Source organism: Paenibacillus sp. FSL R5-0766 (assembly GCF_037971845.1).
GTDB lineage: Bacteria > Bacillota > Bacilli > Paenibacillales > Paenibacillaceae > Paenibacillus.
Window position 1 is genome coordinate 520,128 of record NZ_CP150227.1, and the last position, 25,925, is coordinate 546,052.

A 25,925-nucleotide genomic window follows, 5' to 3' on the forward strand; every position below is an offset into this window, starting at 1 on the left:
AGCGGCCACTTCAGCGCCAGATTGAATCCCAGAAATTTCAAAATGATGCCGATATTTTTAACATTGCGTTTACAAAACACTGATTTTAAGATGACATACCGAAACTACAATGAGTAAAGAGTTGATGGTGAACAAACAAATTCACAAAACGCCATCACTACATTGGGGGAGGAAAACAAAACATGTTTAAAAAGTTGCCGTTTATTTTGATGACCTTAACGTTCGTACTGGTACTCGCAGCATGCGGATCGAAAAATGACGCTGGTACAGAGGGTGCCGCAAGCAATGGATCAGGAGAAGCTGCTACTGAGCTTAGTGGTAACATTCTGGCAGTCGGATCGACAGCATTGCTACCTCTGGTAGAACAAGCTGGACAGAAATTTATGGCAGTTGATGAATATAAGAACGTAACGGTTCAAGTTCAAGGTGGCGGTAGTGGTACTGGTTTGACACAAGTATCTGACGGACAAGCTACAATCGGTAACTCTGATGTATTTGCAGAAGAGAAACTGGAGGACGAAGCCAAAGTAAAAGAATTGGTTGACCATCAAGTAGCAGTAGTAGCTATGGCACCAGTTAGTAACAAAGATGCAGGTGTAGAAGATTTGACGAAGCAACAATTGATCGACATCTTCTCCGGTAAAGTAACGAACTGGAAAGACGTTGGCGGCGCGGATAAAGCAATTGTTATTGTAAACCGTCCGAGCAGTTCCGGTACTCGTGCAACTTTTGAGAAGTATGCATTGGGTGCAAAAATGGGTGATATCCAAGGTTCGATTCAAGAAGATTCTTCTGGTAACGTAAAAAAATTGGTATCTGAAACGCCAGGTGCTATTGGTTACCTTGCCTTGTCTTACTTGGATGACAGCTTGCAAGTGTTGAAATACGAAGGTGTAGAAGCAACAGTTGAGAACGTAGAAGCAGGAACTTATCCAGTGTGGGCTTACGAGCACATGTACACAAAAGGTAAGCCAGATGCAGCAACACAAGCATTCCTGGACTACATCTTGAGTGACGAAATTCAACAAAATGACGTGACAGAACTTGGATACATTCCAATGTCAGGTATGAAAGTAAAACGCGATGCAGCAGGTAATGTGGTTGAGTAATCTTTGAACTTGCGCATACAGCGAAAGAGGCGGACTTAGGTCCCGCCTCTTTACGCGGTTTGCTCTAAAATAATCCCATATTTTGCATTAATTCTACTATAGAAGGATGGTTGTTATGGAACAGACCGAAGGGGGAACGGTAATGAATAACAAGTTGAAACCGCGCCGGCCCTTAAAAGAGAAACATTATTGGGAAGAGTGGACGGGACGGATCTATACGTCGATTTGTGTCGTTTTCCTGATCGTTGTCATGTTTTCCATTGTTTATTTTGTAGCGTCCAAGGGACTATCCACATTTTTCCAAAATGGAATAAGCATCAGTGAATTCCTTGGTGGAAAAACGTGGAATCCGACCGGAGAACCCGCGTTCTACGGGGCATTACCGTTCATCACAGGTTCTTTCATTACAACCTTGCTTGCAGCATTGATCGCAAGTCCGCTTGGCCTGTGTGCAGCGCTCTTCATGACAGAGATTGTCCCGGGTAAAGGCAAAAAGATCTTGCAGCCTGCGATTGAGCTCTTGTCCGGAATTCCATCCGTTGTATACGGATTTATCGGTCTGAGTGTCATCGTACCTTTGCTTCGCAGTATCTTTGGTGGAACAGGCGTCGGGATTGCAGCCGGATGTCTTGTTCTCGCGGTAATGATTCTTCCTACGGTAACAAGTATTATGGCAGATGCATTGTCCGCGTTGCCAAAAGGATTGCGTGAATCCTCCTACGCACTGGGTGCCACTCGCTGGCAAACCATCTACCGTGTCATTATCCCAACGACTTTGCCAGCTTTGTTGACAGGTGTCGTTTTGGGTATGGCCCGTGCATTTGGTGAGGCTCTTGCTGTGCAGATGGTTATCGGTAATGCTCCGCATGTTCCAACATCCTTGCTCGAATCGGCTTCAACATTAACAAGTGTAATTACACTCAGCATGGGTAACACCACGATGGGTTCTGTTCATAACAATGCACTGTGGAGTATGGCGCTTGTCCTGTTGGTGATGACATTTGTCTTCGTCATTCTGGTTCGCCTGCTTGAAAGGAGAAACCGGGTATGAAAATGAAGGCAAAGACGGTAGATAAAATTGCAACATCCGTTATTGTTGTACTGGCCCTGTTCATTGTTATTCTATTGCTCGGTCTGCTTGGCTTCATCATGTATAGAGGCATTGGGCATATTAGCTGGAACTTCCTGACAAGCGCACCACAGTTGCTTAAGGGTGGCGGCGGGATTGGTCCACAGCTCTTCAACTCCGTATTCTTGCTTGTCCTGACCTTGATTGTTACCATTCCACTCGGATGGGGTGGCGGGATTTACATGGCGGAATACGCCAAGCCAGGCAAGATTACCAGCTTCATTCGTCTGGTCGTTGAAGTATTGTCATCATTCCCGTCCATCGTTATCGGTTTGTTTGGTCTCTTGCTGTTAGTAAATCAATTTGGTCTTGGTTTCTCCCTGATCTCGGGTGCCTTGGCTCTGGCGATCTTTAACTTGCCACTGATGGTACGGACAACGGAGCAGGCCTTCCGGGCCGTTCCGAAGGAACAGAAGGAAGCAGGTCTGGCGCTTGGACTGTCCAAGTGGAAGATTATCACTTCGATTCTGTTGCCTGTGGCATTGCCAAGCTTGATTACGGGTACGATCCTGGCATCGGGCCGGATCTTCGGTGAAGCAGCCGCGCTGATGTTCACCGCAGGTATGAGTAGTCCACCATTGGACTTTACAGATTGGAATCCGACGAGTCCAAGATCACCGCTTAATCCTTTCCGTCCGGCAGAGACACTAGCTGTCCATATCTGGAAAGTGAATAGTGAAGGTATTGGGCCAGATTCCAAAGAAGTGGCAGCAGGGGCATCCGCCGTGCTTGTCATTCTCGTGCTGGCGTTCAATCTAAGTGCACGCTGGATCGGTCGGGTTGTATTCCGCCGCATGACAGCTTCGAAATAAGGAGGAACCAACATGGCCATACCTTTTGGTACGGAACAGTTAAGCATATATTATGGACATTTTCAGGCGGTCAAGCAGATTAGCCTGACGTTTCCTGAAGCAAGCGTAACGGCTCTTATTGGGCCGTCTGGTTGCGGTAAATCCACGTTCCTCCGGTCACTCAACCGGATGAATGACGAGATTGCCGGTTCCCGTACAGAGGGACATATCTGGATGGACGGGAACGATCTGAATGAGCCTGGAACCGATGTAATCAAGCTTCGCCAGAAGATTGGCATGGTGTGGCAGAAGCCAAATCCTTTTCATAAGTCCATCTACAACAATATCGCGTTTGGCCCCCGCTACCGCGGTACGAAGAGTAAGAAGGCACTGGATGAAATTGTGGAAAAAAGCTTGCGCCGTGCTGCGCTCTGGGACGAAGTGAAAGACAGACTGCATGAGTCAGCTCTGTCTCTCTCTGGCGGACAACAGCAGCGCCTGTGTATCGCTCGCGCTTTGTCTGTTGAACCGCAGATTCTGCTGCTCGACGAGCCAGCATCTGCCCTTGATCCAGTATCTACGGGTAAAGTTGAAGAGTTGATTACCGAGCTCAAGAAGGAGCTGCGGATTGTTATTGTTACCCATAACATGCAGCAGGCGGCACGCATCTCGGATTATACAGCTTATTTCTATCTGGGAAGCATGATTGAGCACGGGGATACAGAGCATATTTTCACGAACCCGGACAATCGTCTGACGCAAGAATACATTATGGGTCGTTTCGGTTAATTGGATCATGGAGTGTCACATAGAGCAACAGACAGAGAGATTAAGAGATAAATAGAGACAAAAGAAAGCACAATGCCTGAACGGTTGTTCGGGGGTTGTGCTTTTTTAATTCCATTTTGGAAGAATTTGCTGTATGTAAAACAATCATGCTACGATATTTAGTGTGAAGAGAACGTTTACATTATTTTGAAGGAGATGTTGATCATCACTACGGATCTGATGTATTACGACCATATGGCAGCTCAGATTATACAGAACTACACTATTGAGAAACCTGTCGTTTCATATATTCGTCATAATGAGAATCTGACATATCATGTCGTCGATGAAGCAAGCGGGCAGAAGTATCTGCTACGTATCCATCAAGCCGCATATGCAAGTATGACAGGCATTCAGCATACGCTTCCTGCGCTGGAGGCAGAGATGAACCTGCTTCATGAGTTAAATGCAACGACGGCATTGCGCGTGCAGCATCCGGTACGGAATGTATCGGGAGACTGGGTCACGGTATGGAAAAGTGAAGTGGGTAAAGAAATCTGCTGTACAGTACTGGAGTGGATTGAGGGAAGGGACATCCAGCAGGGAGAACGCCTGACAACGGAGCAGATCTATGATCTTGGGGCACAACTGCAGATGCTTCATCAATATGGGCGTGAGCAGAATCAGACAGATCGAACAAAGGTGCGGCCGGCATATGGCAACATCCATGAGAACTTGGTCATGCTAGGGCAGCTAGAGGAAGGCGTCCGACTGGGGATTTTTACAACGGAAGACTTTGATCTGCTTCGTGAGACGTTTGAGAACATTAATGAACAGTTAGAAACATACCCGCAGCACGCAGGGACATGGGGGATCATTCATGGGGATATTACTCGCAACAATCTGCTGATAACGGATCAGGGGATATCCATGATTGATTTTTGTCTACACGGTTATGGTTATTATCTTTTTGATGCCGGAGGGGCAGCACTTATGTTCAATCGGGAGGAACGTGACATATTCTTATCCGGTTATACCAAACAGATCGCGCCACTGACGGATCGTGATATCCGATTAATGGAAGGGTTCATGTTGATCTTTACACTGGGTTATTATGCCTTTCAGATGGCGAATGAGTCGAGGCACGAATGGATGAAAGACCGCATGCCGAAGCTGTGCAGCAAGTATTGCAGACCCTATGTACAGAACGAGAGCATCTTCTATGAGTTATGAGGTGTTTCCTTTTCTAGGAGCTATAACTTAGGATTAAGATTGTGAATATTACCTGGGCGTCCTGAACAATCGGGGTGCTCTTTTTGCATGTATTAGATAACGATCGTAATGGACATTTATGAAGAAAGTATAAACTCTGAGGAGAGTCAACTTTTCTTAGCTACAATATAGTCATGGGAGGATGAAGCAGCGATGAGAGACAGCGAGAATATATTGCTGGTGGAGGATGATCCGGAGATTGCCCGTATTTTGAGAGATCATCTACGTCATGAGGGTTATGGGGTAACTTGGGCATCAAGCGGTTTGGAGAGCTGGGAAGACTTCAGGGAAGGGACTTATCAATTAGTCCTGCTGGATCTGATGCTGCCGGAAATGGATGGGTTCACGGTATGCAAAAACATTAGACTGATCAGCGATGTTCCGCTGCTCATGATGAGTGCTCGAATCGAGGAAGAGAGCAAAGTCAGGGGGCTTGGGCTGGGAGCTGACGATTATATTACGAAACCCTTCAGTCTAGCGGAACTTACTGCCCGCATTAAATCTCATCTGAACAGGTACCGCAGATATCAGGGCGTAGAGCCGGATTCGACAGATCGGCAGTATAACGATGGGTTATCGATTGATTATTTGAATCAGCGCGCACAGGTTCATGGAGAACATGTGGCACTAACCAACAAGGAATGGGCTTTGCTCATACTGCTTGCTTCTCATCCAGGCCGGGTGTTTACCAAGGCGGAGCTGTATGAACATGTCTGGAGTCAGCCAGAGGCGGGGAACTCGAGTACAGTCACAGTTCATGTGAAGAGCCTTCGGGCCAAGCTTGGTGACGAGCCCCATCATCCACGCTGGATTCAGACGGTATGGGGCAGTGGTTACCGGTTTGTGGGGGAGCCTGAGGAATGAAGTTGAAGTACTGGTTAATGCTTGCCTTCCTCATTGTAATGCTGCTGCCTGTCGTCGCTGGGTGGGCGCTGTACTCCCTGTATAACTATTACAATGATCAGCGTGCCGTAACGGAATATGTAGAGTTGTCCGGACAATTGGCTCCTATTGAACTGGCTTTATCTGACCCGGGACTGTACCAGCTGCACTCGCCTGATGCTTTCGCTGCACTCGCCGAATTGGAGAATGGTCGGGTGAACTTTGATCTGTATTTACCAACAGGGATTCGGGTGTACACATCAGGGGGGAGTACATGGTCTGCTGGAGCTTACACCGTTGGGGGGGCGGAGCTGTATCGTAATTTGTACAACTTACAGATTCGTCATCGTACATTCTCGTTGAAGAAACCCGTATGGGAAAAAGGCGAATTGGTGGGTATTTACGAAATCGTCATGCTGCGTGGAGATTGGCTGGAAGGCATATCCTTGCGGACTACCTGGGTCATGAGTCTCGCTGCTACTTTCTTTATCCTGTTATACGGAACAGTGCTGTGGCTGCTATCCCGAAAGCTCTTTCGGCCGATGAAATATCTCATAGAACGAATGGATGCTTTTGCACGGGGAGAGGCTGCTACGGATGTGGTACCTGTTCGTCATGATGAAATGGGCATCTTGCTCCAACAGTTTGATGCAATGCAAGACAAGATCAGACATACTCAGGCCGATGTGGAGAGGGAGCAAAAAGAAAAAGAGCTCATGATCGCCTCGTTATCCCATGATCTGAAAACACCGTTGATGTCCATTAGTGCCTATACGGAAGTACTTAACGGTGATCGTCAACTGAAACGACTTGAAAGGCAGGAATATCAGGATGTGCTGCTCGGAAATGTGGAGCGGATGAAACAGATGATTAGTGAACTTGAGATGTATACGGCGCTGGGTTCCAGTGAATCGGAGATGGCCATGGTTAAGGTGGAAGGTGAAGAGTTTTTTGATATGCTGCTTGGGAGCTATGAGGGACTTGCAGAGCGTGGTCAGATTGACGTGAAGATGGATGTCCGCACAGATCAACTGTACCGAGTTCATCCCGAACAACTGATGCGCCTGACAGATAATCTGATAAATAATGCACTACGCCACACAAGGACGAACGGTGTAATGGGACTAGGGGTTATTGCTTCAGATTGGGAGCTTCCTGAATGGATTATTCCTTCGCTTGGAGCTGAATTGGATAACTACAGGGCGGGAGCAACATTGATTATAGTACAAAATGAAGGTCCTGCTATTCCTGAGGAACAGCTCATTCGTATCTTCGAACCCTATGTTCAACACCAGAATCAGGAGGAGAAGACGTATGCAGGTGGTTCGGGATTGGGATTGAGTATAGCCAAACGGGTTGCAATAAAGCACGGAGGGGATATGCGCATGTGGTCATACGAAGGATATGGAACGCTGGCAGCATGCCGATTGCCTGAACATGGAGAATGTAAACGCAGAGAGGGTGGATAAGATGATGAAAAAAGGATGGATGATGCTGGGTACTGCTATGTTGGCAGGCGCCTTGCTTGGAGGTTGCGCGGAGAAGGATATGCTGGCTATGTCAGGAGATGAGATGATTGAGAAGGTTGTCTCAGCAGAAACAGAACCCGCCTCGTATTATGCGGAAGGTGTGATGAAGATATGGGCGGATGACAAGCTGACTAACACGATGCAAATTAAGGAATGGGTAGATGGTGAAACCGGACGAAAGCGCACGGAAACATCAGAGAATGGCAATGTCAGTTACGCAGTTAATGATGGAAAGAAGATCATCATATATGAAAAAGAAACAGGGGCAGCATATTCCATGGATGCATCATCCGTGTCACAACAACCTAATCAAACCCAGAAGCAAATATTGCTCGATCAACTAGAGCGGTTACGTACTACGCATGATGTGAATATGATGGGACAGGAGAAACTTCACGGACAGGACGTCATTCATATTGAATTGACACCAAAAGAAGAAGGCGCATTCTCCATATCTTCAGAGTATTGGGTAGATCCCAAAACGTGGATGATTGTCAAAGCAAACAGCGCGTATGGGGATGGAAAATCAGAAATGGTCTATGATCCGATTCAGTATGACCCTGAATTCACAAACGATACTTTCGTAATTGACATCCCTAAGGAGGTCGATGTGAAGGATTTGAACGATATGATGCAGAATTCCGAAGTGACCCTAGAGGAAGCGGAAAAAGCGTTGGAACAGCCGTTCCTACAGGACATGAGTGGAGAATTCGAACTATCACGGATCGAAATGTCTACATCGCGCGGTGAGCTGAGCAGAGATGAAGTAACCTTGTATTATGTAAGTAACGACAAGGTAGAAGTCAGCCTGACGGTATTCAAGATGCCGGAAGAAAATGTGGACGATACACTAATACCGGATGAAGCCGAGATTAAGGTTCGTAACACCGAGGGTTCATATATGAAGAGCATTCGGAACATATCATGGAGTGAGAATGGCTTGCGGTACTCCATCATGGGTGAAAACGAAGGATGGACAAAGGCAAAGCTGCAAGCTTGGGCGGAAGAACTGATGACCCTTCCCAATCCGTCTAGATGAGCTAAAGAATAATAATAAGGTTGCCGCAGAAACGAAGCGGCAGCTTTTTTGTATATTCTCCTTTTGATGTGGTGGATATCTGGCAAGAGGGCAACTTCACGTTTACAGTTCAATAAGCATATTTATAGAAGACACAATCTTGATTTGGTGATGCAGGCAGGAGAAGGGGGCATCGCAGGATGGCTGTTATTTCAACAGGGCCAATAGAAAATAACATTGTTGCGGGAAATGGGCATCCTACCCAGAGAATTACGGTAAGGCTGGATAATCGGAATACGATTAGTATTTATACAGTTCTTGTTCAAGGATATTATTTGGTAGGTGTACGCACATTATACGTTGAGGAATTGTTTAATGTTTTGCCTAACCAGGTTATAACAAAAGACTATTATGCAGGTTTAGATGCATTTGAGTTTATATTTATCACAGGTGATGATACGGAGGATGAAGTTCAGATTTCCGTATGGAGGAAAAACGAGAACGGTCAACTGGTAACGGCACATCGTTTGGTGTCTGAGGAATTGTTAGGAGCGGACCCCGGTCTAGTCGGGTAACGGGTGCGACTGGAGCTACGGGGACAGCAGGGGTTGCGGGAACAACTGGTCCTACAGGGGTTACAGGCGTTACAGGTGCGACAGGCGTAACGGGAACGACTGGAATCACTGGTGCAACAGGAGCGACCGGATCGACAGCAGCTTCTGCTCCTGCGGATTCTAGCCTGTTTGCTGACAGTCAGACAACGGCATTGCCTCTTCCATTGACCGGTGAAACGACCATTCAGACACTTAATGTACCTGTAGTAGCAGGCCAGCGGGTGAAAATAGACAATATTACGCAAGTGGCTGTAGTTGTAACAGCAAATTGGAGTGTTGTGTATAATATTAACCTGAGGCGAAACGGAGTGTTGATTAACCAGCTAACGCTTGCCAGATCAGCGAGCCCTGCGGGTACAGTCAGATTTCTTTCCTCCAACACTTATGTGGATACTGCCCCTGTTACAACGACTAACGCATATACGGTAAGTGTCCAATTTACGACATCTAGCAACGTCACGAGTGCCTCAGCAGAAGTGAGAAATATTAATGCTATTCGCTTCAGCTAGAATAGACATCGAACTTATGATAATTACACGTTACTTTTGTTGACATAAATGATATTGTACATTACTCTATGGGTATACTTGATCAAAAATTTAGAAATATACCAATTCGAATCAAATTAAGATAATACAGCGGATGATAACGAGCGGGAGAGACCTGGATTAGCCGAGCACAATGGCTAGTGCTCAGGCACCGAAGGAGCAAGCTGCTGCGCACCCGATGCAGTCGTTAATCTCTCAGGTAAATGTACCATCGTTGGACGCAACTCTGGAGAGTGCGCGAACTGCGCCACCCAAGGGGTATATGATCAGTCAGTCCGGTGACCTTGTCTGTAATTGCAGACAATGCACCTTGTCGTGAGACACTGCTGATCGTGAAACTCTCAGGTATCGAGGACAGAGAGAGGGCCTAAGGCCTTCTTCTGTCCTTTTTTGATGTCATCATATCCTAAAAAAGCAACATTGTGGATGAAACTCTTGGATCAAAATGACGAATACATTTTACAAATATGAATCATGATTAATAATGGAGGGTTACAAGTGCGATTTAAAGATGTTTTCTCAATTATTGGTCCATCGATGACGGGGCCTTCAAGTTCACATACAGCTGGTGCGGCAAGGTTAGGGAGAATTGCTCGTCAGTGGCTGGGTTGTACCCCGGATCGTGCACGGCTGACGTTATACGGTTCATTCGCTGATACGTATCAGGGGCACGGAACAGATCTGGCACTGATCGGCGGTCTGCTGGATTATGTCACAGACGATCCGCGTATCCCGGATGCAGAGCAATACGCAGAGGAAGCGGGTATGGAGGTTGAGTTTTATACAAGCGGTCTGCCTGCTCCTCATCCTAATACGGTCAAAATTGAGTTGTGGCATGGAGAACGTACCTGCTCCTTAATCGGTGCATCCATTGGTGGTGGCAGTGTATCGGTTCATTTGATGAATGATTTTCGTGTTCAGATTAGTGGTGAGTTCCCAACACTCGTTCTGCGGCATGCGGATAAAGCGGGCGTACTCGCGTCAGTGACGTCCACGATCAGTTCATCCGGGGTTAACATCGGGTATATGCAGGTGGACCGGAAAGCCCGTGATGGCGAAGCGCTTACCGCAATGGAAATGGATGGTGTGCCTAATCCTGATATGCTCAAGCGTCTAAAGGAGCTCGACCATGTGCTGGACATTCGTGTTATCGATTTGAAGAGAGGAGTTGATTCGGATGCGATTTAAACATTTACACGAACTGAATACGATCTGTACAGCGGAATCCAAAACCATTGCTCAGCTGATGATCGAGGAGCAGGTTCAGGAGACCAATACACCGGAAGCGGATGTTGTGAAGCAGATGTCTGAATATTATCAGGTGATGAAGGAAGCGGTACGCAAAGGGTTAACGGAAGATACAACATCACGCAGTGGGTTAACAGGTGGAGACGGTAAAAAAATGGCCGAGTACATTCGCAAGGGTGAGACTTGCTCAGGAGATGCTTCCGCACTTGCCATGGCGTATGCCCTGTGTGTATCTGAAGTGAATGCCTCCATGGGCCGGATTGTGGCAACACCAACAGCCGGTTCCTGCGGCATCATCCCGGGTGTGTTTATCAGCTCACAGGAGCGATTTGGCTGGACGGACGAACATTTGGTGAACGGGTTGTTCTGTGCGGGAGCGATTGGTTATGTTATTGCCAACAATTCATTTATCTCCGGTGCCGAAGGTGGCTGTCAGGCGGAAGTGGGTTCCGCTATTGGCATGGCTGCGGGTGCCATGGTTGAACTGCGTGGAGGTACACCGGAACAGGTCGTTCATGCCGTTGGTTTGGCGTTAAAAAATACACTGGGCCTTATCTGCGATCCGGTCGCAGGCCTCGTTGAAATCCCGTGCATCGTCCGTAATGGACTGGGTGCAGTTACGGCGCTGGCTGCAGCTGACATGGCCTTGGCCGGAGTGCGTAGTGCCATTCCATCAGACGAAGTCATCGATGTCATGCTGGAAGTTGGCAGTGCGATGCCGAGCCGACATCGGGAGACAGCCCAAGGTGGACTGGCCCAGACACCAACCGGCCGCAAAATGATGCAGAAGTTGGCTAAACCAAAGGCAAAGCGTGCCGAGCCTGAGCAGGAGTCGAAGCCAGCGGATTCTGACACAACTACAAGTGGGGCGGACAATGCTCAAGTGGACAAGGATACACAGGTTTAAGCTGAACCGGGACCACCGATATATAAATCAGTGACATTATGGTGTATAACGGCGAATACAAAATTACAAAACAAGCGTCCGCGAACCCGAATCCGGGTTATGCAGGACGCTTGTTTTATGCTGCCAGATGAAGCGAAGACAGGCTACTTAGATGTGACTTCAGATGAATGTGTATTATGACTCTAGTTCTGACTCACAGCCGTACTCAGTACGGCATATCCATACGCGGGCAGTTCAATGGCGAGTACGCCATCTTCCTTGGCGGTACGATGGTTTCCGCCGAATAACTCGGTCCATTCCTCGTCACCAGCCTCCAGCTCGACAATAGCTGTCTCTTCTGATCGATTGAACAGAACCAGAATGCGTTCCTCCTCATTTTGTCGCTCCAATACCAGTTGGCTACCATCGGGACGAGCCTGCAAGAAACGAACGGTGCCTTCTGCACGCAGGGCAGGATGAGCATGACGCAGGGAGATCAGTTTCTGATAAAACTCGAACAACTCTCGGTCCTGCTTCGCTTCATCCCATTCCATGCATTTACGGCAGCCCGGATCATGCTCACCGTCCATGCCAATCTCGTCTCCGTAATAGATGCATGGCGCACCCATGTAACTGAACTGGAATAACGCAGCCAGCTTCATCTTGCGCTGGTCGCCTTCACACAGCGTGAGCAGCCGCGGGGTATCGTGGCTGTCCAGCAAGTTAAACGCCACTTCGCTGGCCTGAAGGGGATAACGGGATAACTGTCGCCCGATGGAGTTTGCGAACTGTTCGGCGTGCATTGTATTTTTTACAAAAAAAGCATTCACGGCATCGGTAAACGGATAGTTCATGGACGCATCGAACTGGTCACCTTGCAGCCAGGAAGAAGACTCGTTCCATACTTCGCCCAGAATGTAGGCATCCGGATTAGCGGCTTTTACTACACGGCGGAAGTCACGCCAGAATGCATCGTCCACTTCGTCTGCCACATCCAGCCGCCATCCGTCCGCACCCACTTCCTTGATCCAATACTCGGCAACCTCCAGCAGATAGGCCTTAACCTCGGCATTCTCCGTATTCAGCTTTGGCATGTGCGCTTCGAATCCGAAGGTCTCATATGTAGGCATGCCATCCTTCACGTCCAGCGGGTATTCATGTACATGGAACCAGTCCTTGTATTTGGATTGTTCTCCGTTCTTCTGCACATCCACAAACGGCGCAAATGTCTTCCCGGAATGGTTGAACACAGCATCCAGAAGTACGCGAATTCCACGTGCATGGCACAGCTCGACCAGTCGTTTCACGGTATCTGCGTCACCAAAGTGCCGGTCTACCCGCAGGTAGTCCTCGGTATCGTATTTGTGATTGGTGGTGGCTTCGAAGATGGGTGTGAAGTAGATCGCATTAATGCCAAGATCGCTGAGGTAATCCAGATGGTCGATCACGCCCTGAAGGTCACCGCCGAAGAAATTGAAAGGTGTTGGCTCACCGCCCCACGGCTCTACCTTTTCCGGACTAATATCCGGGTTGCCGTTGGCGAATCGTTCGGGAAAAATCTGATAGAACACCGCATCCTTAACCCACGCAGGGGTTGTGAATACAGCTCCGGCATGAATATAAGGGAACTGGAACATACGACCCGGATCGTCCGGTTCTTCTTCCTGGAAGCCCGTCTCGGTCATCCAGATCTGTTCGTCTCCGTTTCTGAGCAGAAAAGAGTATTTCAGTCGGTGGTAGGGAGGTTTCACCTCACCCTCGTAATAATCGAACATGGAGTCAGAGGTGAACTTTGTTAAAGGAACCAGCGCTTTGGTTGCATCCCACGAATATTTATCCCCGGTCAGGGCATGTACCTCGGTCAGATCATTCTTTTTGGCACGCAGGCGCAGATGGATTGTATCTTGGTCATAGGCATAGGCCCAGTTTCGTTTCGGTTGATGATAGATGGCTTCCAGCAGCATAATGAATTTCCTCCCGTCAGGTGTGGATATAGTATGTACTTGGTAGACTTGATTAATATGACATTCCCCACGTTAATGAATACGCTATAATTAGAATGTGTGGTAACGTAAAGGACTTCAACATTGTTTCAACAAGACATGAATCCATATGTTATAGACAACTTTTATCATGATGATGCTCAGATATATCATTAACCCAATGAGGGCAGAAAGGAAACGAATATTCGGATGAAAACCAAACTGTTATATATTGAAGATGATACGGAAATTGCGACTTGGGTCAGAGCCGATCTGGAGGAGCGCGGTTATGAGGTGGTATGGCTCGGCAGTGGTGAAGGTGCAGCGGAGGCTGCTATCGGTTGCTCACTCATTATTCTGGATGTCATGCTGCCCGGGCTGGATGGATTTACGGTGGGTCAGCGACTGAAAAAAGAGCATCCTGCGGTGCCGATTGTCATGCTCTCGGCCAGAACGTCCATTGACGACAAGTTGCACGGTCTTGATTTTGCCGATGACTATGTGACCAAACCATTTCACCCCGATGAACTGGCTGCCCGTATTGAAGTACAACTGCGGAAGGCGGGAACTGCGGTCTCATCGGATACAGCCCTGAAGCTGGATCATCTCTCCATCTATGAGAAAGACCACCGGATCGTTAATGAGGAGACGGGAAATGAGATTATTTTATCGGGAAAACAGTTCCACATCTTCGCCTACCTGCTACGACATATGGGCATGATTCGAACGAAAGAGCAGATCTATGAAGCCGTCTGGAATGAGCCCTATCTGGATGGGGACAAAACTTTAATGGTACATATTCGACATCTACGCGAAAAGCTGGAGCTTGATCCGGCCAATCCTGTAGTTATTCAGACGGTCCGCGGTGTGGGATATCGTGTGAAGAAGCCATGATCCGCTGGTTCAGCAAACGGAAGATCATGAAGGGAGAACGAAGCATGGATCAAAAGCAATCTGGGGGGCGCAAGCTTCGCTTTGGGCGCTCCTTGATGTCCAGATACATCCTCCTGATCTTGGCGGCTGTATTATTTGTGCCCGTTGTGCTTCCGATCATATCCGTTATATATATTGTTGTAGTGAATAACACGGACACGAATAAGAACCGAGCTGCACCTTACGGTGATGTTACCCGGATCAGTAACCTCTGGTCACGTGAAGCGAAGAACCTGGATGGTGCTTCGGATGAAGAGATTAAGGCCCGGTTGGAGCAATTACATGGCTCCTATCCCAAATCTTCCATGTATCGTGTGAATGTGAGTGGTGAGACCCTCTTTATTCTTGGGGGTGAAGATGTAACGCTTCTGAAATCCACGTCGCCGGATGGCAGGACAGACACGACATTGAGATGGTCACTGGATTCCGGGCAAACGACAGAGACTCATATTCCAGCCTTATGGAATGTAAACAATACAGTGCAATTCATGAAAGAAGCTTCCTTTCGCGATCCACTGACCGTAGTTGCATATATTGGCGGAGATGAGCAGGACAAAGGACAGGGATTCATCATCATTGAAGTGCCGCGGTCACTTCTGCAAATGAATCAGAGTAACTGGCCGATGGAACTTTTGTATCTTGGTATCGTAATGACCCTCATCTTTCTGATCTTCATCATTATGTCGATTCTCTTCTTCGCACGTATTCGCAAACGACTTATTCGTTTGCAGACGGCCATGATGACCACAGGCAAGGAAGGCCTCCCGCTTCCGGTAGATATCCGACGGTCGGACGAGATCGGTCAACTGGAGGAATCCTTCAATCAGATGGTTCATCAGCTATCCGACAGCCGCCACCGTGAACGCGAGGAAGAACAATTGCGCAAACGTCTCATTGCGGGGCTTTCCCACGATCTGCGTACCCCGTTAACGGTGATTCGTGGACATATGCATGCTTTGCACAAGGAAGAGCTGAGCGAGCAAGGGGACCGTTCACTACATCGCATGGAAGCAAAGATGGAGGACCTCGGCGGGCTCATTGACAACATGTTATCCTACAATTTGCTCACAAGTGGGAAATATACACTGAAGCTGGAAGAGAAAGATATACTGCGGATCGTCAGGGAAACGGCGGCTGCCTGGTACCCGGTCTGGGAGAAAGAACAATTTGAGATTGATATTGACCTGCCAGAGGAACCGCTGATCTGGCAAATGGATGAACAGGGCATGCGCCGTATTCTTGATAATTTGTTCCAAAACGTGATCCGTCATGCCGCCAGCGGGAAATATATTGGTATATCAACTCAGGAGATTCAGGGTGAGACGGCCATCGTTATTCAGGATCGGGGTCCGGGAATGCAACCGAATTCCGACACCAAAGGCACAGGTCTGGGTTTATCCATTGTAGACCTGTTGATTCGTGAGATGGGTCTGCGCAAGCGGGTAGACAGTTCCGATACGGGTGTCCAGACATATATCTACAGTGGTAAGGGAAACCGGGAAACAACAAACCGCTGAAATTGCTTTTTTAAACTAAACTTAAACTGGAGACTACTTTGGCTTTAACCTTGGAAGGTTATGATAGTTCCGAGGTGATCATACAGTGAGTGAAAATATTATTCAAACGGCGAATTTATGGAAAACATACCGGGACCGTGCAGCGGTCCGTGAACTTGATCTGCATATTAAAAAGGGAGATATCTACGGCTTCCTCGGTCCCAACGGCGCCGGCAAAACAACAACGATTCGCATGCTTCTCGGCTTGATTAAACCAACCAAAGGCGTGATCCGTGTCTTCGACAAGGATATCCGCAAGGATCGCATGGATATTTTGCGCCGTGTGGGTTCCTTGGTCGAATACCCATCCTATTACGGACATCTGAACGCAGTAGAGAATCTGGAAACTTTGCGCCGCATCATCAATGTACCCAAATCAAGAATTGCTGAAGTGCTGTCCATTGTAGATCTGACCAAGGATGCCAAACGTTCAGTGAAGGGGTATTCCCTTGGGATGAAGCAACGTCTGGGTATTGCCAGCGCTTTGCTGGGTGAACCGGAGTTACTGATTCTGGACGAACCAACGAATGGACTTGATCCTGCCGGTATTCAGGAGATTCGGGAACTGATCAAACGCATGCCTCTGGAACATGGCATTACCGTTCTGGTTTCCAGCCACTTGCTGAGTGAAGTTGAACAGATGGCAAGTCGTGTTGGTATCATCCGTGAAGGCAAGATGGTGCTTCAGGATACTATCGCAAGTCTGCATAGTCAGACGGGCAGCTCTATCCGGTTAACGGTTTCCGAGCCGGAAGAGGCTATGAAGCTGGCGAGAGAACAGGGACAATTTGGTCAGCAGCAAGGTTCTGCGTTAACGTTCCCTTATATGGATAACAGTTCAGTGGCACTGCTTGTGCGCCGATTAATTGAGCAGGATCATGATGTGTATCGTGTGGAGGAACAGCGTCAGTCGCTGGAAGATCTGTTCATGCGGGTCATTGGCGAGGGGGCTTCCATATGACCGGGCGTGCATTATCGTCAGACTGGCTCAAGATTCGGGGGAAAGGGATCTGGTTTCTTGTTTTTCTGGCCCCTCTTGGATTGACAGCGATGCAGGCGCTTAATTTTGGCTTACGGCTGGACTATCTGAAAGAGCAGTATGCAGATAACCTGTGGGGCGGATTGCTCGGCAATGTGGTTGTCTTTGTGCCCTTGTCTCTGATGCTGGGAGCAACCATTCTCAGCTCCATGATCGCCAATGTTGAGCATGAACAGGGATCGTGGAAACAGTTGCTCGCGATGCCGATTCCCAGACCAGCCGTGTATTTAGCCAAGTTCCTGCTTGCTTGTGTGCTGCTGGTGATCTCCTGCCTGCTGTTAACCGCAGGCATTGTTGGTCTGGGTCTGATCCTCGGATTCCATGCCAGCGAAATACCTTGGACACATGCGATCAAGCTGGGGCTATTGCCTTTGGCTGGTGCACTTCCGGTGTTGTCACTGGAGTTGTGGCTCACAATGGTTAACAAGAATCAGGCGCTTCCCGTCACCTTGGGCATCGTTCTCGCGATAACGGGTATGTTCTCACTCAGTATCTCACCGATCTTTCCGCTCGCATGGGCACAGATGGCCTGGAATGGGCCTAATCCATACCTGTATGCAGGCATGGGGGCAGGTCTAGGGTTATTAATCCTGTTGCTGGGTATGATGCATTTTAGCCGGAAGGATGTGGCCTGATATGAGCTTTGCGACAACGTACTTCCGAATCTTGTCCGCTGAACGATTGAAAATGAGTAAATCGCCCATATGGCTCCTGATTCTGCTGAGTCCACTCATTGCGCTGCTCATCGGACTGTTGTCCACGCCATCGGGAAATTGGCAGGTATTGATGACCACGATGGTTTTCCTGCACGGATTGTTATTGTTACCGATGCTGACTGGCGTGTTTACATCCTTTGTCTGCCGTTTTGAACATGCGGGTGGAGGGTGGAAGCAGATGTTGGTTTTACCGCTCACACGTTCAGGTGTATATGCAGGCAAATTGACGATTGTACTCATGCTTCTGGCGGGTACGCAAGTATTATTGCTGATGTCCATTCTGCTGGCAGGTATGATTCACGGCATTACGATGCCAGTACCTTGGGGATTCTTGGTAGGAAAACTGCTGCTTGGGTTGCTGGCCTGCGTACCCCTGGCTGCCCTGCAGATGTTCGTTTCATTGGTATGGAGCAGCTTTGCCGCACCGCTCGCACTGAATTTTGCATTGACCATACCAAATCTTCTCATTGTAAACTCGGCGACATATGGGCCGTATTATCCATGGGCACAACCGATGATTCTGATGACACCCGTGGACGGCGCAGGTTTCGGAGCCTACAACGTGCCACTGATGACGATGCTGGAGGTTGTTGGAGGCAGTGCTGTTATTTTTATTGGAATCGGCATGATGTATTTTGCAAAAAAAGAAATCTGAATAATCCCATACACACTTGGTTATCGTAGATCCAAATCCTCTTTAAGCAAAACATGCAAGCTCTATTGTATGTATGCTTCAGGAGGATTTTTTCTAATGTCTGACCCACCCATCATGAATGGTCAGCTCCCGAATGATTTTGGCTGGTGCGCCGGCTACAAGTGTATTCTCGGGTACATCTTTGGTTACCGTACTTCCTGCAGCTACAACTGCATTTCTGCCAATGGTCACTCCGGGCAAAATAAGCGCGCCTGTACCAATCCAGGCATTATCCTGAATCACAATCCGCTTGGCAGTCTGGCTCCCGTCATCCAGCGAGTCAATCCGGTGGTAGGCACTGTCGAATATGCTTGTTCGAGGACCAATCATGACGTTATTGCCGATGGTCACTTCAACGTTAGCGGCAATCCCGACTCCTGCATTAATCATGACGTCATCGCCAATCGTTAATCGCGCGCCTTTGACCACCGTTAACTGGGTTCCCCAAGGTTTGCCTATAATGTTAAGCCGCTTTCCCACCTGCAAGTCACCCAATCTATTCAGATAAACCTTACCCCTGATTCGTGGCAGCAGGCCCATAGAGGGCTGAATTTTACCAAAGATGGCCAGGCCTCTTAGTTTACCGTAAGCAATTTTAAATCTGTTGGGCAGCATGATTCATCCGTCCTCTCCGTAGTCAAAAAACGTTTTTTAACGATTATAGCCTTTTTGATACAAATTGTATCGTTAATTTTATATCAAGGCATCGTAAGAGGGATGATCTCTCTTTCTTTGGGAAGCTTTGATTCAGGCGGGATATCCAATGAAACAACCGTTTGCAGCGTTTATGACAGGAGATTATGGGGATTAAGGTGTCTGATGTTCTTTAAAATTTACAAAGGGCGCATGGACGCCAAATAAGATGTCCTGAGTTCTTGAGAAAATCGTATAGCCATTTGCCATAATCAGCTGACTTGTATAACTTGTCTTTCCTTGAAGACACCTCCTGAGTAATATCAAAATTCCAAGTATTACCTCACACATCATGTGAATTGAATCATAGATTGTAATTAAAATGAGACGAGAATCTGGTAAAATAAAAAAAGCTGTTTCTAGGCAGGCTTACATGGTTATTCGAGGGTAGGGCCATTTTAGTAAGGGGTAATTAATCCCTGCTGTTAGATGAAGATATTGGCTGAGAAAAGAGGGGTAAGCCTTGGATGTTAATAAAACGGAAACCCTGAAGCGCATTATTTCTGAGGGAAGTTCTTACCAATCACTGTTTTTTAATCATCCGGATGCCATTTATGTAATGGACATCCATGGAAACTATATTGATGCTAATCCCTCGGTAGAGCGGATATCGGGGTATACACTGGATGACTTGATTCGTATGAATCAGAGTGAGATCTGTCCTCCGGACAGTGAAAATTCACGCAAAGAATATATTAAAGAGGTACTGGCTGGACGTTCAGTCAGTAATCCCATTACTTTTTATCATAAAGATGGTTCCCTGAAACAGGCAGAGATAACGTATGTGCCTATCACAGAGAGTGATGAAATTGTTGGCATATACGGCATTGCCAAAGATGTTACCGATATCCTGAAAGTGCAACGTGAGCTTAAGGAGGCACAGGAGAAATATCAGGTGCTGGCTGACCATGCGCAAGATCTGATTACAACTTGTGCTAAGGATGGCGAGTTGTTATATGTCTCCCCTTCCGTGTACACCTTACTGGGTTATAAGCCGGAGGAAGTCATAGGAAAGTCCTTCAAGGATTATTGTTATCCAGGAGATTATCCGGACCCTATGGATCTTTCCAAGATCGGCAATGGCTGCAAGATGCGTGTATTGCACAAGAAGGGACATTATATCTGGATGGAGACATTGGCGAAACCTGTCGCTGGACAGCCTGGAAAGAGTGTCCAGATTGTAAGCATCAGCAGGGATATTACCCAGCATAAGGATGCGGACCGACGTCTTCGGGAAAGCCGTCAGCGATACAGATCGTTGTTCGAACATAACCCGGCAGCTGTGTACTCATTGAATCTGGAAGGCGAATATAGTGCGGTGAACAGCAAGCTGGTCCAAATGCTGGATGTTCCACGCAATAAGCTTATTGGCAAATCGTTTTTGTCCAATCTGGATAAATGTGAAGTTCAACACGGTCAAACGAACTTTGACAAGGTTAAGCAAGGCGATCCGCAATATTATGAGACCCGAATCGTCAATTCAAGGGGTCGGAAGATTGAAGTGTCGGTTACAAATGTGCCCATTATTGTGGATAAAGAAGTGGTAGGTGTCTATGGAATCGTGTCCGATATTACCGAGCGCAAGGAATATACGGAACGGATTCAGGAGCTTAGCAAGCAACATGAGCTGATCCTCAACACGGTTACGGAAGGAATATATGGTTTGGATGCGGATGGCATCACCATGTTTATGAATCCTGCAGCAGCTTCGATGTTCGGTTATGAGGCGAAAGAATTCATTGGCAAAAACTCACATCCCATCATCCATCACACCCGTGCAGACGGAAGTCATTTGCCACAAGAAGAGTGTCCGATCCACATGACTGTGTTGGATGGACAGAGACGTTCAATCAAGGAAGATATATTCTGGCGTAAAGATGGCAGCAGCTTTCTGGTGCAGTATCAGGTAACGCCGATTATTGAACAGGGACAGATTCAGGGCGCGGTGGTTGTGTTTAATGATGTGACTGGCGAACGTGAAATTGTACGTGCTAAAGAAACAGCTGAGCTGGCAGCTCAGGCCAAGTCAGAATTTCTGTCGATGGTTAGCCATGAGATCCGTACACCGATGAACGGGATCGTGGGGATGACAGAATTGTTGATCGGTACCGATTTATCGGAAGAACAGCGTGAATATGCCGAGATTATTCGAGACAGCGGTGATGCTTTGCTGAACATCCTTAATGATATTTTGGACTTCAGTAAGCTGGAGTCCGGAAAAATGGCACTGGCTTATGAACCATTTGCATTACGCAAGATGCTGGAACAGGTCGCCGAACTGTTTAAACCGCGTGCAGATGAGAAACATCTGGAGATCAGATATCGCCTCAATCCGAGCATCCCTGAGTTCATGGTCGGTGACGCCATACGTATCCGGCAGATTCTGGTGAACTTGGTTGGCAATGCGCTCAAGTTCACAGATCAGGGAAGCATTGATGTTAACGTGGATATTATCAAGGGCAGAAAGCCTGAAGACAGCGTTCTTGATTTTGCGGTGCAAGACACGGGAATTGGTATCCCCGCTGACAAGCTGGATCAGTTGTTTCAGTCCTTCTCTCAACTACATCCGGTGATTAACCGGAAGTATGGTGGTACCGGATTGGGACTGGTCATCTCCAAGCGGCTCGTGGAGATCATGGGAGGCAGTATCAGTGTCGAAAGTATAGAAGGGGAAGGCTCAACCTTCCGGTTTGCTGTTCCTGCGGCGAGTGTAGATGCTTCAGCAGAACAGACAGCAAGTCAGTTCCATCATGATCGTACACGTCAGAGTGATAAGGTCGCCATGCGTATTCTGGTGGCGGAGGATCATCCGGTGAACCGGAAGATTTTGCGAGAATATCTGGAGAAGCTCGGATACCAGGCAGATGTGTGTACTAATGGTGTGGAGGCAATTGATGCCATCTCTCAGAATGCTTATGATATTGTCTTGATGGATATTCATATGCCTGTGATGGATGGACTAAAGGCGACAGACCTGTTACACCGCTTAATTCCACAAGATCGCATACCTCCAATCATCGCAGTTACAGGCAATGCCAAACGGGAAGATAAGGAAGCTTGTCTGGAGATTGGTATGCGTGATTTTATTAGCAAACCGGTTATGCTGAGTGAGTTGAAGCGGGTGTTACAGCAATGGGGGCCAAGGGACGAACCTCAACTTGCACCGAATTGAACAACTACTCGATTGTGAAAATAATAAACGCAAACATGCCAATAAGACTCCTCGCATGGAGTGTTATTGGCATGTTTGCGTTGGCAGGCTTTTGAAGTTGAGCCTAAGCATACAGCGTGGAGTTGTACACGAATGGCTTATACCAATGTCAGGCGATTAATGTTACCAGATAAGATTTCACAGGAATTGTTGAATTTCTCACGTTCTGTTGCATCCAGATTCAATTCGATAATCTCTTGAATACCATTGCCACCGATGATTGCAGGAACACCGACGCAAACGTTGTGTTGCTCGTACTCTCCGTCCAGAATAGCCGATACGGCGATGATCTTGTGTTCGTCATTGAGGATGGAACGAGTGATGTGCGCGAGGGCATTTCCGATTCCGAATTGGGTAGAACCTTTACGGGTAAAGATCTCCCAGCCGGCATCTTTCGTTTTGCGTGCGATATCGTCCAGATCCAGATGTTTGAAGCGCTCCTTGTGCTGATCCATGATGTGCATAATTGGTTTGCCACCGATGGTCACATGCGACCAGGCCACGAACTGGGATTCTCCATGCTCCCCGAGAGCATAACCGTGCACACTGCGTGGATCGATGGAGAAGACTTCAGACAGTAGTGTTTTGAGCCTTGAAGAGTCAATGGACGTTCCTGTGCCGATGACATGCTCCCTCGGAAGACCAGATAATTTCCATACCATATAAGTTACTATGTCAACCGGATTGGCAGCGACGACAAAAATCCCGTTAAATCCACTGTTCATGATCGGGACCACGATGTCTTTGGTAATCGATTCCGCTTCCTCCAGAATATCCAGCCGTGTCTGTCCTGGCTTGGGATTCGCCCCGGCAGTTAAGACAATAACATCCATATTGCCACAATCGGCATACGTGCCTGCATATACCTTGGTGCGGTTATGTGTGAAGTCCATACAATGGGAAAAATCCAGTGCCTGTGCTACAGCACGGTCATACGTCCGGTCCACCATCATAATTTCCCTGCATATCGATTGATTAATCATGGAATACGCACAACTCGAACCGACAAGACCCGCCCCGATCACCGCTACTTTGCCTGATTTGCCTAACACTGCCGTTCAGCCCCCATTTAGATTGATATTTATCCGTTACTAATGCGTTCTATGTTAAGTATAGTCCTTCATTTTATGCTGGAATCCACTTCTACGTTACATAAGATAACACATGGAAAAGCTGTGCAGCAATGATATCCGCTATCGCGGGAGCGTATTGGAGTAACGGAGTTAACAAAATTGACATGAATAATTCATAATCATAAGATTTGACGGCGTTTGCACCTGTGTCATTCGACATGACAGCATTCATGCTTGTTGTCGGATTGGGGGTTATTTGTGCGGATCATATACCTGACAAAACTTCTTAGGAATCCGCAGAAACAGAACAAAACCGCCAAAGGGATCCGCTGAGGAGCTGACGAATACATACGGACAAGCAAAAGATAAGCATACTTGATCCATGAGACAGGTTGCCCCGATCCGATGACGGTTCCAAAAAGGAACGCTGAAGCCATAATGTTTTTATCCAAGAATCCATTTCATAACTCACTAAAGGTATTATGAAATGGATTCCCAAAAGACTTCATTCCGGGAGGGAATTAATCATGATTGAAGAAGCAGGAGCAACGACGGAAACGGCCAAGAGCCTGGGCATAGGTGCCAGTACTCTTCGTAAATATGCGGCGGCACTGGAAGAACAGGGATACCGGTTCGAACGGTCCGCCAACAAATCCAGACTATTCAAGTCCGACGACATCGAGTGCATTGAACGCCTGATGACTGAACTCAGAGAGCATAATCTACCCCTGGCTGATGCTGTGGTGACTGTATTGGCTCCAGAAGTACCTGTAGCTGTAGTAGAAGTAGATGTCCCGGTGGTGGGAATTGAAGGTCTGTCAGAGACGGAATGTGCAGCGACAGTCATGTCATCTGTACTCCCTGAAGAACCTGAAATAATGGGTAATCTGAGATCCTATGAAGGTCTGGGGCAACTTGTAAGTGAGGTGACTTACGGTGCTGTGGAACAACAGCAGGATGATCGGGTACAGCTGCTGCAACAGCGGGTCGATGAACTGGAACTGACCCTTCAGCATCTGGCGGAGACACATATGGCGCTCCAGGAACAGATGGAGAAACAGCGCCTGTGGATGAATGAGAAGCTGGAAGAGGAGCGGGATCGTGAACTCGTAACCAATCTACGCAGTTTCCAGGGAAGAAAACGCAAACCAAAAGGAGTATCCCTGCGTATGTTGTTCGGGTTCCTGCCCAAGAAGCATAAGGAAGCTTGAATGACAGGCTCTTGCTCATCGTGATTTTGCATTATGGGCCTGATATAATAAGCTCCATACAACATGAAGACTGGCAACGGACTGCTCAGTATAGATAAAGACTGAGTGGGTCAGGAAGCTGGCGTGGGAGGATCTGTGGAGCTGCGACGAAGTTGGCAAAGATTGCTCGGATTATGGATGGATCGTCCTCGGCGGGAAGGCATGACCATTGCTGAGCGTTATACAATACAGGAATTGCTGGGTATGGGGAGCTATGGGCTGACATACCTGTGTACAGATGACCAGAACGGCAGGGAAGTGGCGCTGAAGGAGTCCAAGCCTAGCAAGGGGAGACTCTCTGCGCACCTGTTGGAGCGGGAGGCGGACGTGATGAGACGTCTGCATCATCCGGCGATCCCTGATCTATTGGATGTGTTCACATCCGGGAGACGAAGTTATATCGTTACCGAGTATATTCGTGGACAGACGCTGGAAGATTGCATATTTGAGCAAGGTCTTCAATATACGGAGCGGGAATGTCTGGAATTGGCAGGTCAACTGCTGGCTCCGGTGGCTCATGTGCATGAGCAGGGATATATTCATGGAGATGTGCGGATTCCCAATGTTATTTTACGTGAAGGGACGGTGCATCTGATTGACTTTGGCCTGGCGAGACGCTTGGGGGAGCCGTTGTTGCCGGAGCTAAAGCGACGTATGCGTGAAGTCCCTGAGCCTGAAGATGAACCGGCTACACCGGATCATGATTTGCAGGATATCGGCCACTTTCTTCTCTTTATGCTGTATTCGGCTTATGAGCCGGAGAAGGGCCGTGAACCCGCCAGCTGGCAGGAGGAACTTAAGCTTACGCCGGAATTGCACCAGATGTTGGAGCGACTCCTTGGACTCCGTCCAGGTTATGAGGGTGGGGCGACAGAGTTACAGGCTGAGATTGAGAAAGTGTTGCTGAGATTACAATGAAATAGCTCTGTAGGCGGACCTATACTAGTTATCCGTGACCTCTTCGTATGATACCTGTAGGGGTCT

General features: G+C 47.8%; 23 protein-coding genes and 1 riboswitch. Of the genes, 20 read left to right on the plus strand and 3 right to left on the minus strand.

The window, feature by feature from the left end; genetic code table 11:
• Positions 1-182: 182 nt before the first annotated feature.
• The 12 genes from MKY66_RS02435 (at position 183) to sdaAA (ending at position 11,815) form a co-directional block, all read left to right on the plus strand.
• Positions 183-1,109: a phosphate ABC transporter substrate-binding protein PstS family protein gene (locus MKY66_RS02435; protein ID WP_036673206.1), complete on the plus strand. Its 927-nt coding sequence runs from the start codon at positions 183-185 to the stop codon at positions 1,107-1,109.
• Positions 1,110-1,251: 142 nt separating this feature from the next.
• Positions 1,252-2,160, plus strand: coding sequence for a phosphate ABC transporter permease subunit PstC (gene pstC / locus MKY66_RS02440; RefSeq protein ID WP_100528178.1), 909 nt, complete (start codon positions 1,252-1,254; stop codon positions 2,158-2,160).
• Between the two features lie 2 nt (positions 2,161-2,162).
• Positions 2,163-3,050 (plus strand): phosphate ABC transporter permease PstA, encoded by an 888-nt coding sequence (pstA, locus tag MKY66_RS02445; RefSeq protein WP_026081329.1) that lies wholly within the window; start codon positions 2,163-2,165, stop codon positions 3,048-3,050.
• Between the two features lie 12 nt (positions 3,051-3,062).
• The gene (gene pstB / locus MKY66_RS02450; RefSeq protein WP_036616781.1) at positions 3,063-3,818 is read left to right on the plus strand and encodes a phosphate ABC transporter ATP-binding protein PstB; all 756 of its coding nucleotides are present in this window, start codon (positions 3,063-3,065) and stop codon (positions 3,816-3,818) included.
• A 219-nt stretch (positions 3,819-4,037) separates the two neighbouring features.
• Positions 4,038-5,030 (plus strand): phosphotransferase, encoded by a 993-nt coding sequence (locus tag MKY66_RS02455; RefSeq protein WP_076216085.1) that lies wholly within the window; start codon positions 4,038-4,040, stop codon positions 5,028-5,030.
• Positions 5,031-5,222: 192 nt separating this feature from the next.
• The gene (locus MKY66_RS02460) at positions 5,223-5,933 is read left to right on the plus strand and encodes a response regulator transcription factor (protein ID WP_076215977.1); all 711 of its coding nucleotides are present in this window, start codon (positions 5,223-5,225) and stop codon (positions 5,931-5,933) included.
• Complete coding sequence (locus tag MKY66_RS02465; RefSeq protein ID WP_076215974.1) at positions 5,930-7,420, plus strand: HAMP domain-containing sensor histidine kinase; 1,491 nt, start codon at positions 5,930-5,932, stop codon at positions 7,418-7,420. The genes MKY66_RS02460 and MKY66_RS02465 overlap by 4 nt, the downstream gene beginning before the upstream one ends.
• On the plus strand, positions 7,356-8,519 hold the full coding sequence (locus MKY66_RS02470; protein WP_339806790.1) for a hypothetical protein: 1,164 nt from the start codon (positions 7,356-7,358) through the stop codon (positions 8,517-8,519). The genes MKY66_RS02465 and MKY66_RS02470 overlap by 65 nt, the downstream gene beginning before the upstream one ends.
• 179 nt (positions 8,520-8,698) lie before the next feature.
• Complete coding sequence (locus MKY66_RS02475) at positions 8,699-9,073, plus strand: hypothetical protein (protein WP_076215969.1); 375 nt, start codon at positions 8,699-8,701, stop codon at positions 9,071-9,073.
• Between the two features lie 203 nt (positions 9,074-9,276).
• Positions 9,277-9,621 (plus strand): hypothetical protein, encoded by a 345-nt coding sequence (locus tag MKY66_RS02480; protein ID WP_339806792.1) that lies wholly within the window; start codon positions 9,277-9,279, stop codon positions 9,619-9,621.
• Between the two features lie 134 nt (positions 9,622-9,755).
• Positions 9,756-9,880, plus strand: a riboswitch (glycine riboswitch).
• Positions 9,881-10,158: 278 nt separating this feature from the next.
• Positions 10,159-10,848: an L-serine ammonia-lyase, iron-sulfur-dependent subunit beta gene (sdaAB, locus tag MKY66_RS02485; protein ID WP_076215966.1), complete on the plus strand. Its 690-nt coding sequence runs from the start codon at positions 10,159-10,161 to the stop codon at positions 10,846-10,848.
• Positions 10,838-11,815: an L-serine ammonia-lyase, iron-sulfur-dependent, subunit alpha gene (gene sdaAA, locus MKY66_RS02490; RefSeq protein WP_076215963.1), complete on the plus strand. Its 978-nt coding sequence runs from the start codon at positions 10,838-10,840 to the stop codon at positions 11,813-11,815. The genes sdaAB and sdaAA overlap by 11 nt, the downstream gene beginning before the upstream one ends.
• A gap of 182 nt (positions 11,816-11,997) precedes the next feature.
• On the opposite strand, the gene MKY66_RS02495 is transcribed toward sdaAA, so the two are convergent.
• Positions 11,998-13,758, minus strand: coding sequence for an alpha-glycosidase (locus MKY66_RS02495; RefSeq protein ID WP_076215960.1), 1,761 nt, complete (start codon positions 13,756-13,758; stop codon positions 11,998-12,000).
• A gap of 228 nt (positions 13,759-13,986) precedes the next feature.
• Between MKY66_RS02495 and MKY66_RS02500 the strand changes: the two genes are divergently transcribed.
• From MKY66_RS02500 to MKY66_RS02520, 5 genes are all read left to right on the plus strand, one after another.
• Positions 13,987-14,670, plus strand: a complete 684-nt coding sequence (locus tag MKY66_RS02500; protein ID WP_076215958.1) for a response regulator transcription factor — start codon at positions 13,987-13,989, stop codon at positions 14,668-14,670.
• Positions 14,671-14,714: 44 nt separating this feature from the next.
• Positions 14,715-16,226: a HAMP domain-containing sensor histidine kinase gene (locus MKY66_RS02505; protein WP_237177645.1), complete on the plus strand. Its 1,512-nt coding sequence runs from the start codon at positions 14,715-14,717 to the stop codon at positions 16,224-16,226.
• Between the two features lie 85 nt (positions 16,227-16,311).
• The gene (locus MKY66_RS02510; RefSeq protein ID WP_036672188.1) at positions 16,312-17,226 is read left to right on the plus strand and encodes an ABC transporter ATP-binding protein; all 915 of its coding nucleotides are present in this window, start codon (positions 16,312-16,314) and stop codon (positions 17,224-17,226) included.
• Complete coding sequence (locus tag MKY66_RS02515; protein ID WP_036672187.1) at positions 17,223-17,939, plus strand: ABC transporter permease; 717 nt, start codon at positions 17,223-17,225, stop codon at positions 17,937-17,939. Before MKY66_RS02510 ends, MKY66_RS02515 begins: the two co-directional genes overlap by 4 nt.
• A gap of 1 nt (position 17,940) precedes the next feature.
• On the plus strand, positions 17,941-18,675 hold the full coding sequence (locus MKY66_RS02520) for an ABC transporter permease (RefSeq protein ID WP_076215953.1): 735 nt from the start codon (positions 17,941-17,943) through the stop codon (positions 18,673-18,675).
• 93 nt (positions 18,676-18,768) lie between these two features.
• Here MKY66_RS02520 and MKY66_RS02525 read toward each other — a convergent pair whose 3' ends face one another.
• The gene (locus MKY66_RS02525) at positions 18,769-19,329 is read right to left on the minus strand and encodes a DapH/DapD/GlmU-related protein (protein ID WP_076215950.1); all 561 of its coding nucleotides are present in this window, start codon (positions 19,327-19,329) and stop codon (positions 18,769-18,771) included.
• Positions 19,330-19,870: 541 nt separating this feature from the next.
• Between MKY66_RS02525 and MKY66_RS02530 the strand changes: the two genes are divergently transcribed.
• Positions 19,871-22,579, plus strand: a complete 2,709-nt coding sequence (locus MKY66_RS02530) for a PAS domain S-box protein (protein ID WP_076215947.1) — start codon at positions 19,871-19,873, stop codon at positions 22,577-22,579.
• A 137-nt stretch (positions 22,580-22,716) separates the two neighbouring features.
• Here MKY66_RS02530 and MKY66_RS02535 read toward each other — a convergent pair whose 3' ends face one another.
• Positions 22,717-23,670: an L-lactate dehydrogenase gene (locus MKY66_RS02535; RefSeq protein ID WP_076215946.1), complete on the minus strand. Its 954-nt coding sequence runs from the start codon at positions 23,668-23,670 to the stop codon at positions 22,717-22,719.
• 548 nt (positions 23,671-24,218) lie between these two features.
• Between MKY66_RS02535 and MKY66_RS02540 the strand changes: the two genes are divergently transcribed.
• Entirely contained in the window at positions 24,219-24,902 is a 684-nt protein-coding gene (locus tag MKY66_RS02540; protein WP_083657350.1) for a hypothetical protein, read from the plus strand.
• A 105-nt stretch (positions 24,903-25,007) separates the two neighbouring features.
• On the plus strand, positions 25,008-25,859 hold the full coding sequence (locus MKY66_RS02545) for a protein kinase (protein WP_339806797.1): 852 nt from the start codon (positions 25,008-25,010) through the stop codon (positions 25,857-25,859).
• Positions 25,860-25,925 lie beyond the last annotated feature (66 nt).

Excerpts from the sequence above, each read along its gene's own strand:
- MKY66_RS02435 (WP_036673206.1), top strand. The coding sequence starts at position 183 with ATGTTTAAAAAGTTGCCGTTTATTTTGATGACCTTAACGTTCGTACTG.
- pstC (WP_100528178.1), top strand. The coding sequence starts at position 1,252 with ATGAATAACAAGTTGAAACCGCGCCGGCCCTTAAAAGAGAAACATTAT.
- pstA (WP_026081329.1), top strand. The coding sequence starts at position 2,163 with ATGAAGGCAAAGACGGTAGATAAAATTGCAACATCCGTTATTGTTGTA.
- pstB (WP_036616781.1), top strand. The coding sequence starts at position 3,063 with ATGGCCATACCTTTTGGTACGGAACAGTTAAGCATATATTATGGACAT.
- MKY66_RS02455 (WP_076216085.1), top strand. The coding sequence starts at position 4,038 with ATGTATTACGACCATATGGCAGCTCAGATTATACAGAACTACACTATT.
- MKY66_RS02460 (WP_076215977.1), top strand. The coding sequence starts at position 5,223 with ATGAGAGACAGCGAGAATATATTGCTGGTGGAGGATGATCCGGAGATT.
- MKY66_RS02465 (WP_076215974.1), top strand. The coding sequence starts at position 5,930 with ATGAAGTTGAAGTACTGGTTAATGCTTGCCTTCCTCATTGTAATGCTG.
- MKY66_RS02470 (WP_339806790.1), top strand. The coding sequence starts at position 7,356 with ATGGAACGCTGGCAGCATGCCGATTGCCTGAACATGGAGAATGTAAAC.
- MKY66_RS02475 (WP_076215969.1), top strand. The coding sequence starts at position 8,699 with ATGGCTGTTATTTCAACAGGGCCAATAGAAAATAACATTGTTGCGGGA.
- sdaAA (WP_076215963.1), top strand. The coding sequence starts at position 10,838 with ATGCGATTTAAACATTTACACGAACTGAATACGATCTGTACAGCGGAA.
- MKY66_RS02495 (WP_076215960.1), bottom strand. The coding sequence starts at position 13,758 with ATGCTGCTGGAAGCCATCTATCATCAACCGAAACGAAACTGGGCCTAT.
- MKY66_RS02500 (WP_076215958.1), top strand. The coding sequence starts at position 13,987 with ATGAAAACCAAACTGTTATATATTGAAGATGATACGGAAATTGCGACT.
- MKY66_RS02505 (WP_237177645.1), top strand. The coding sequence starts at position 14,715 with ATGGATCAAAAGCAATCTGGGGGGCGCAAGCTTCGCTTTGGGCGCTCC.
- MKY66_RS02515 (WP_036672187.1), top strand. The coding sequence starts at position 17,223 with ATGACCGGGCGTGCATTATCGTCAGACTGGCTCAAGATTCGGGGGAAA.
- MKY66_RS02520 (WP_076215953.1), top strand. The coding sequence starts at position 17,941 with ATGAGCTTTGCGACAACGTACTTCCGAATCTTGTCCGCTGAACGATTG.
- MKY66_RS02525 (WP_076215950.1), bottom strand. The coding sequence starts at position 19,329 with ATGCTGCCCAACAGATTTAAAATTGCTTACGGTAAACTAAGAGGCCTG.
- MKY66_RS02540 (WP_083657350.1), top strand. The coding sequence starts at position 24,219 with ATGATTGAAGAAGCAGGAGCAACGACGGAAACGGCCAAGAGCCTGGGC.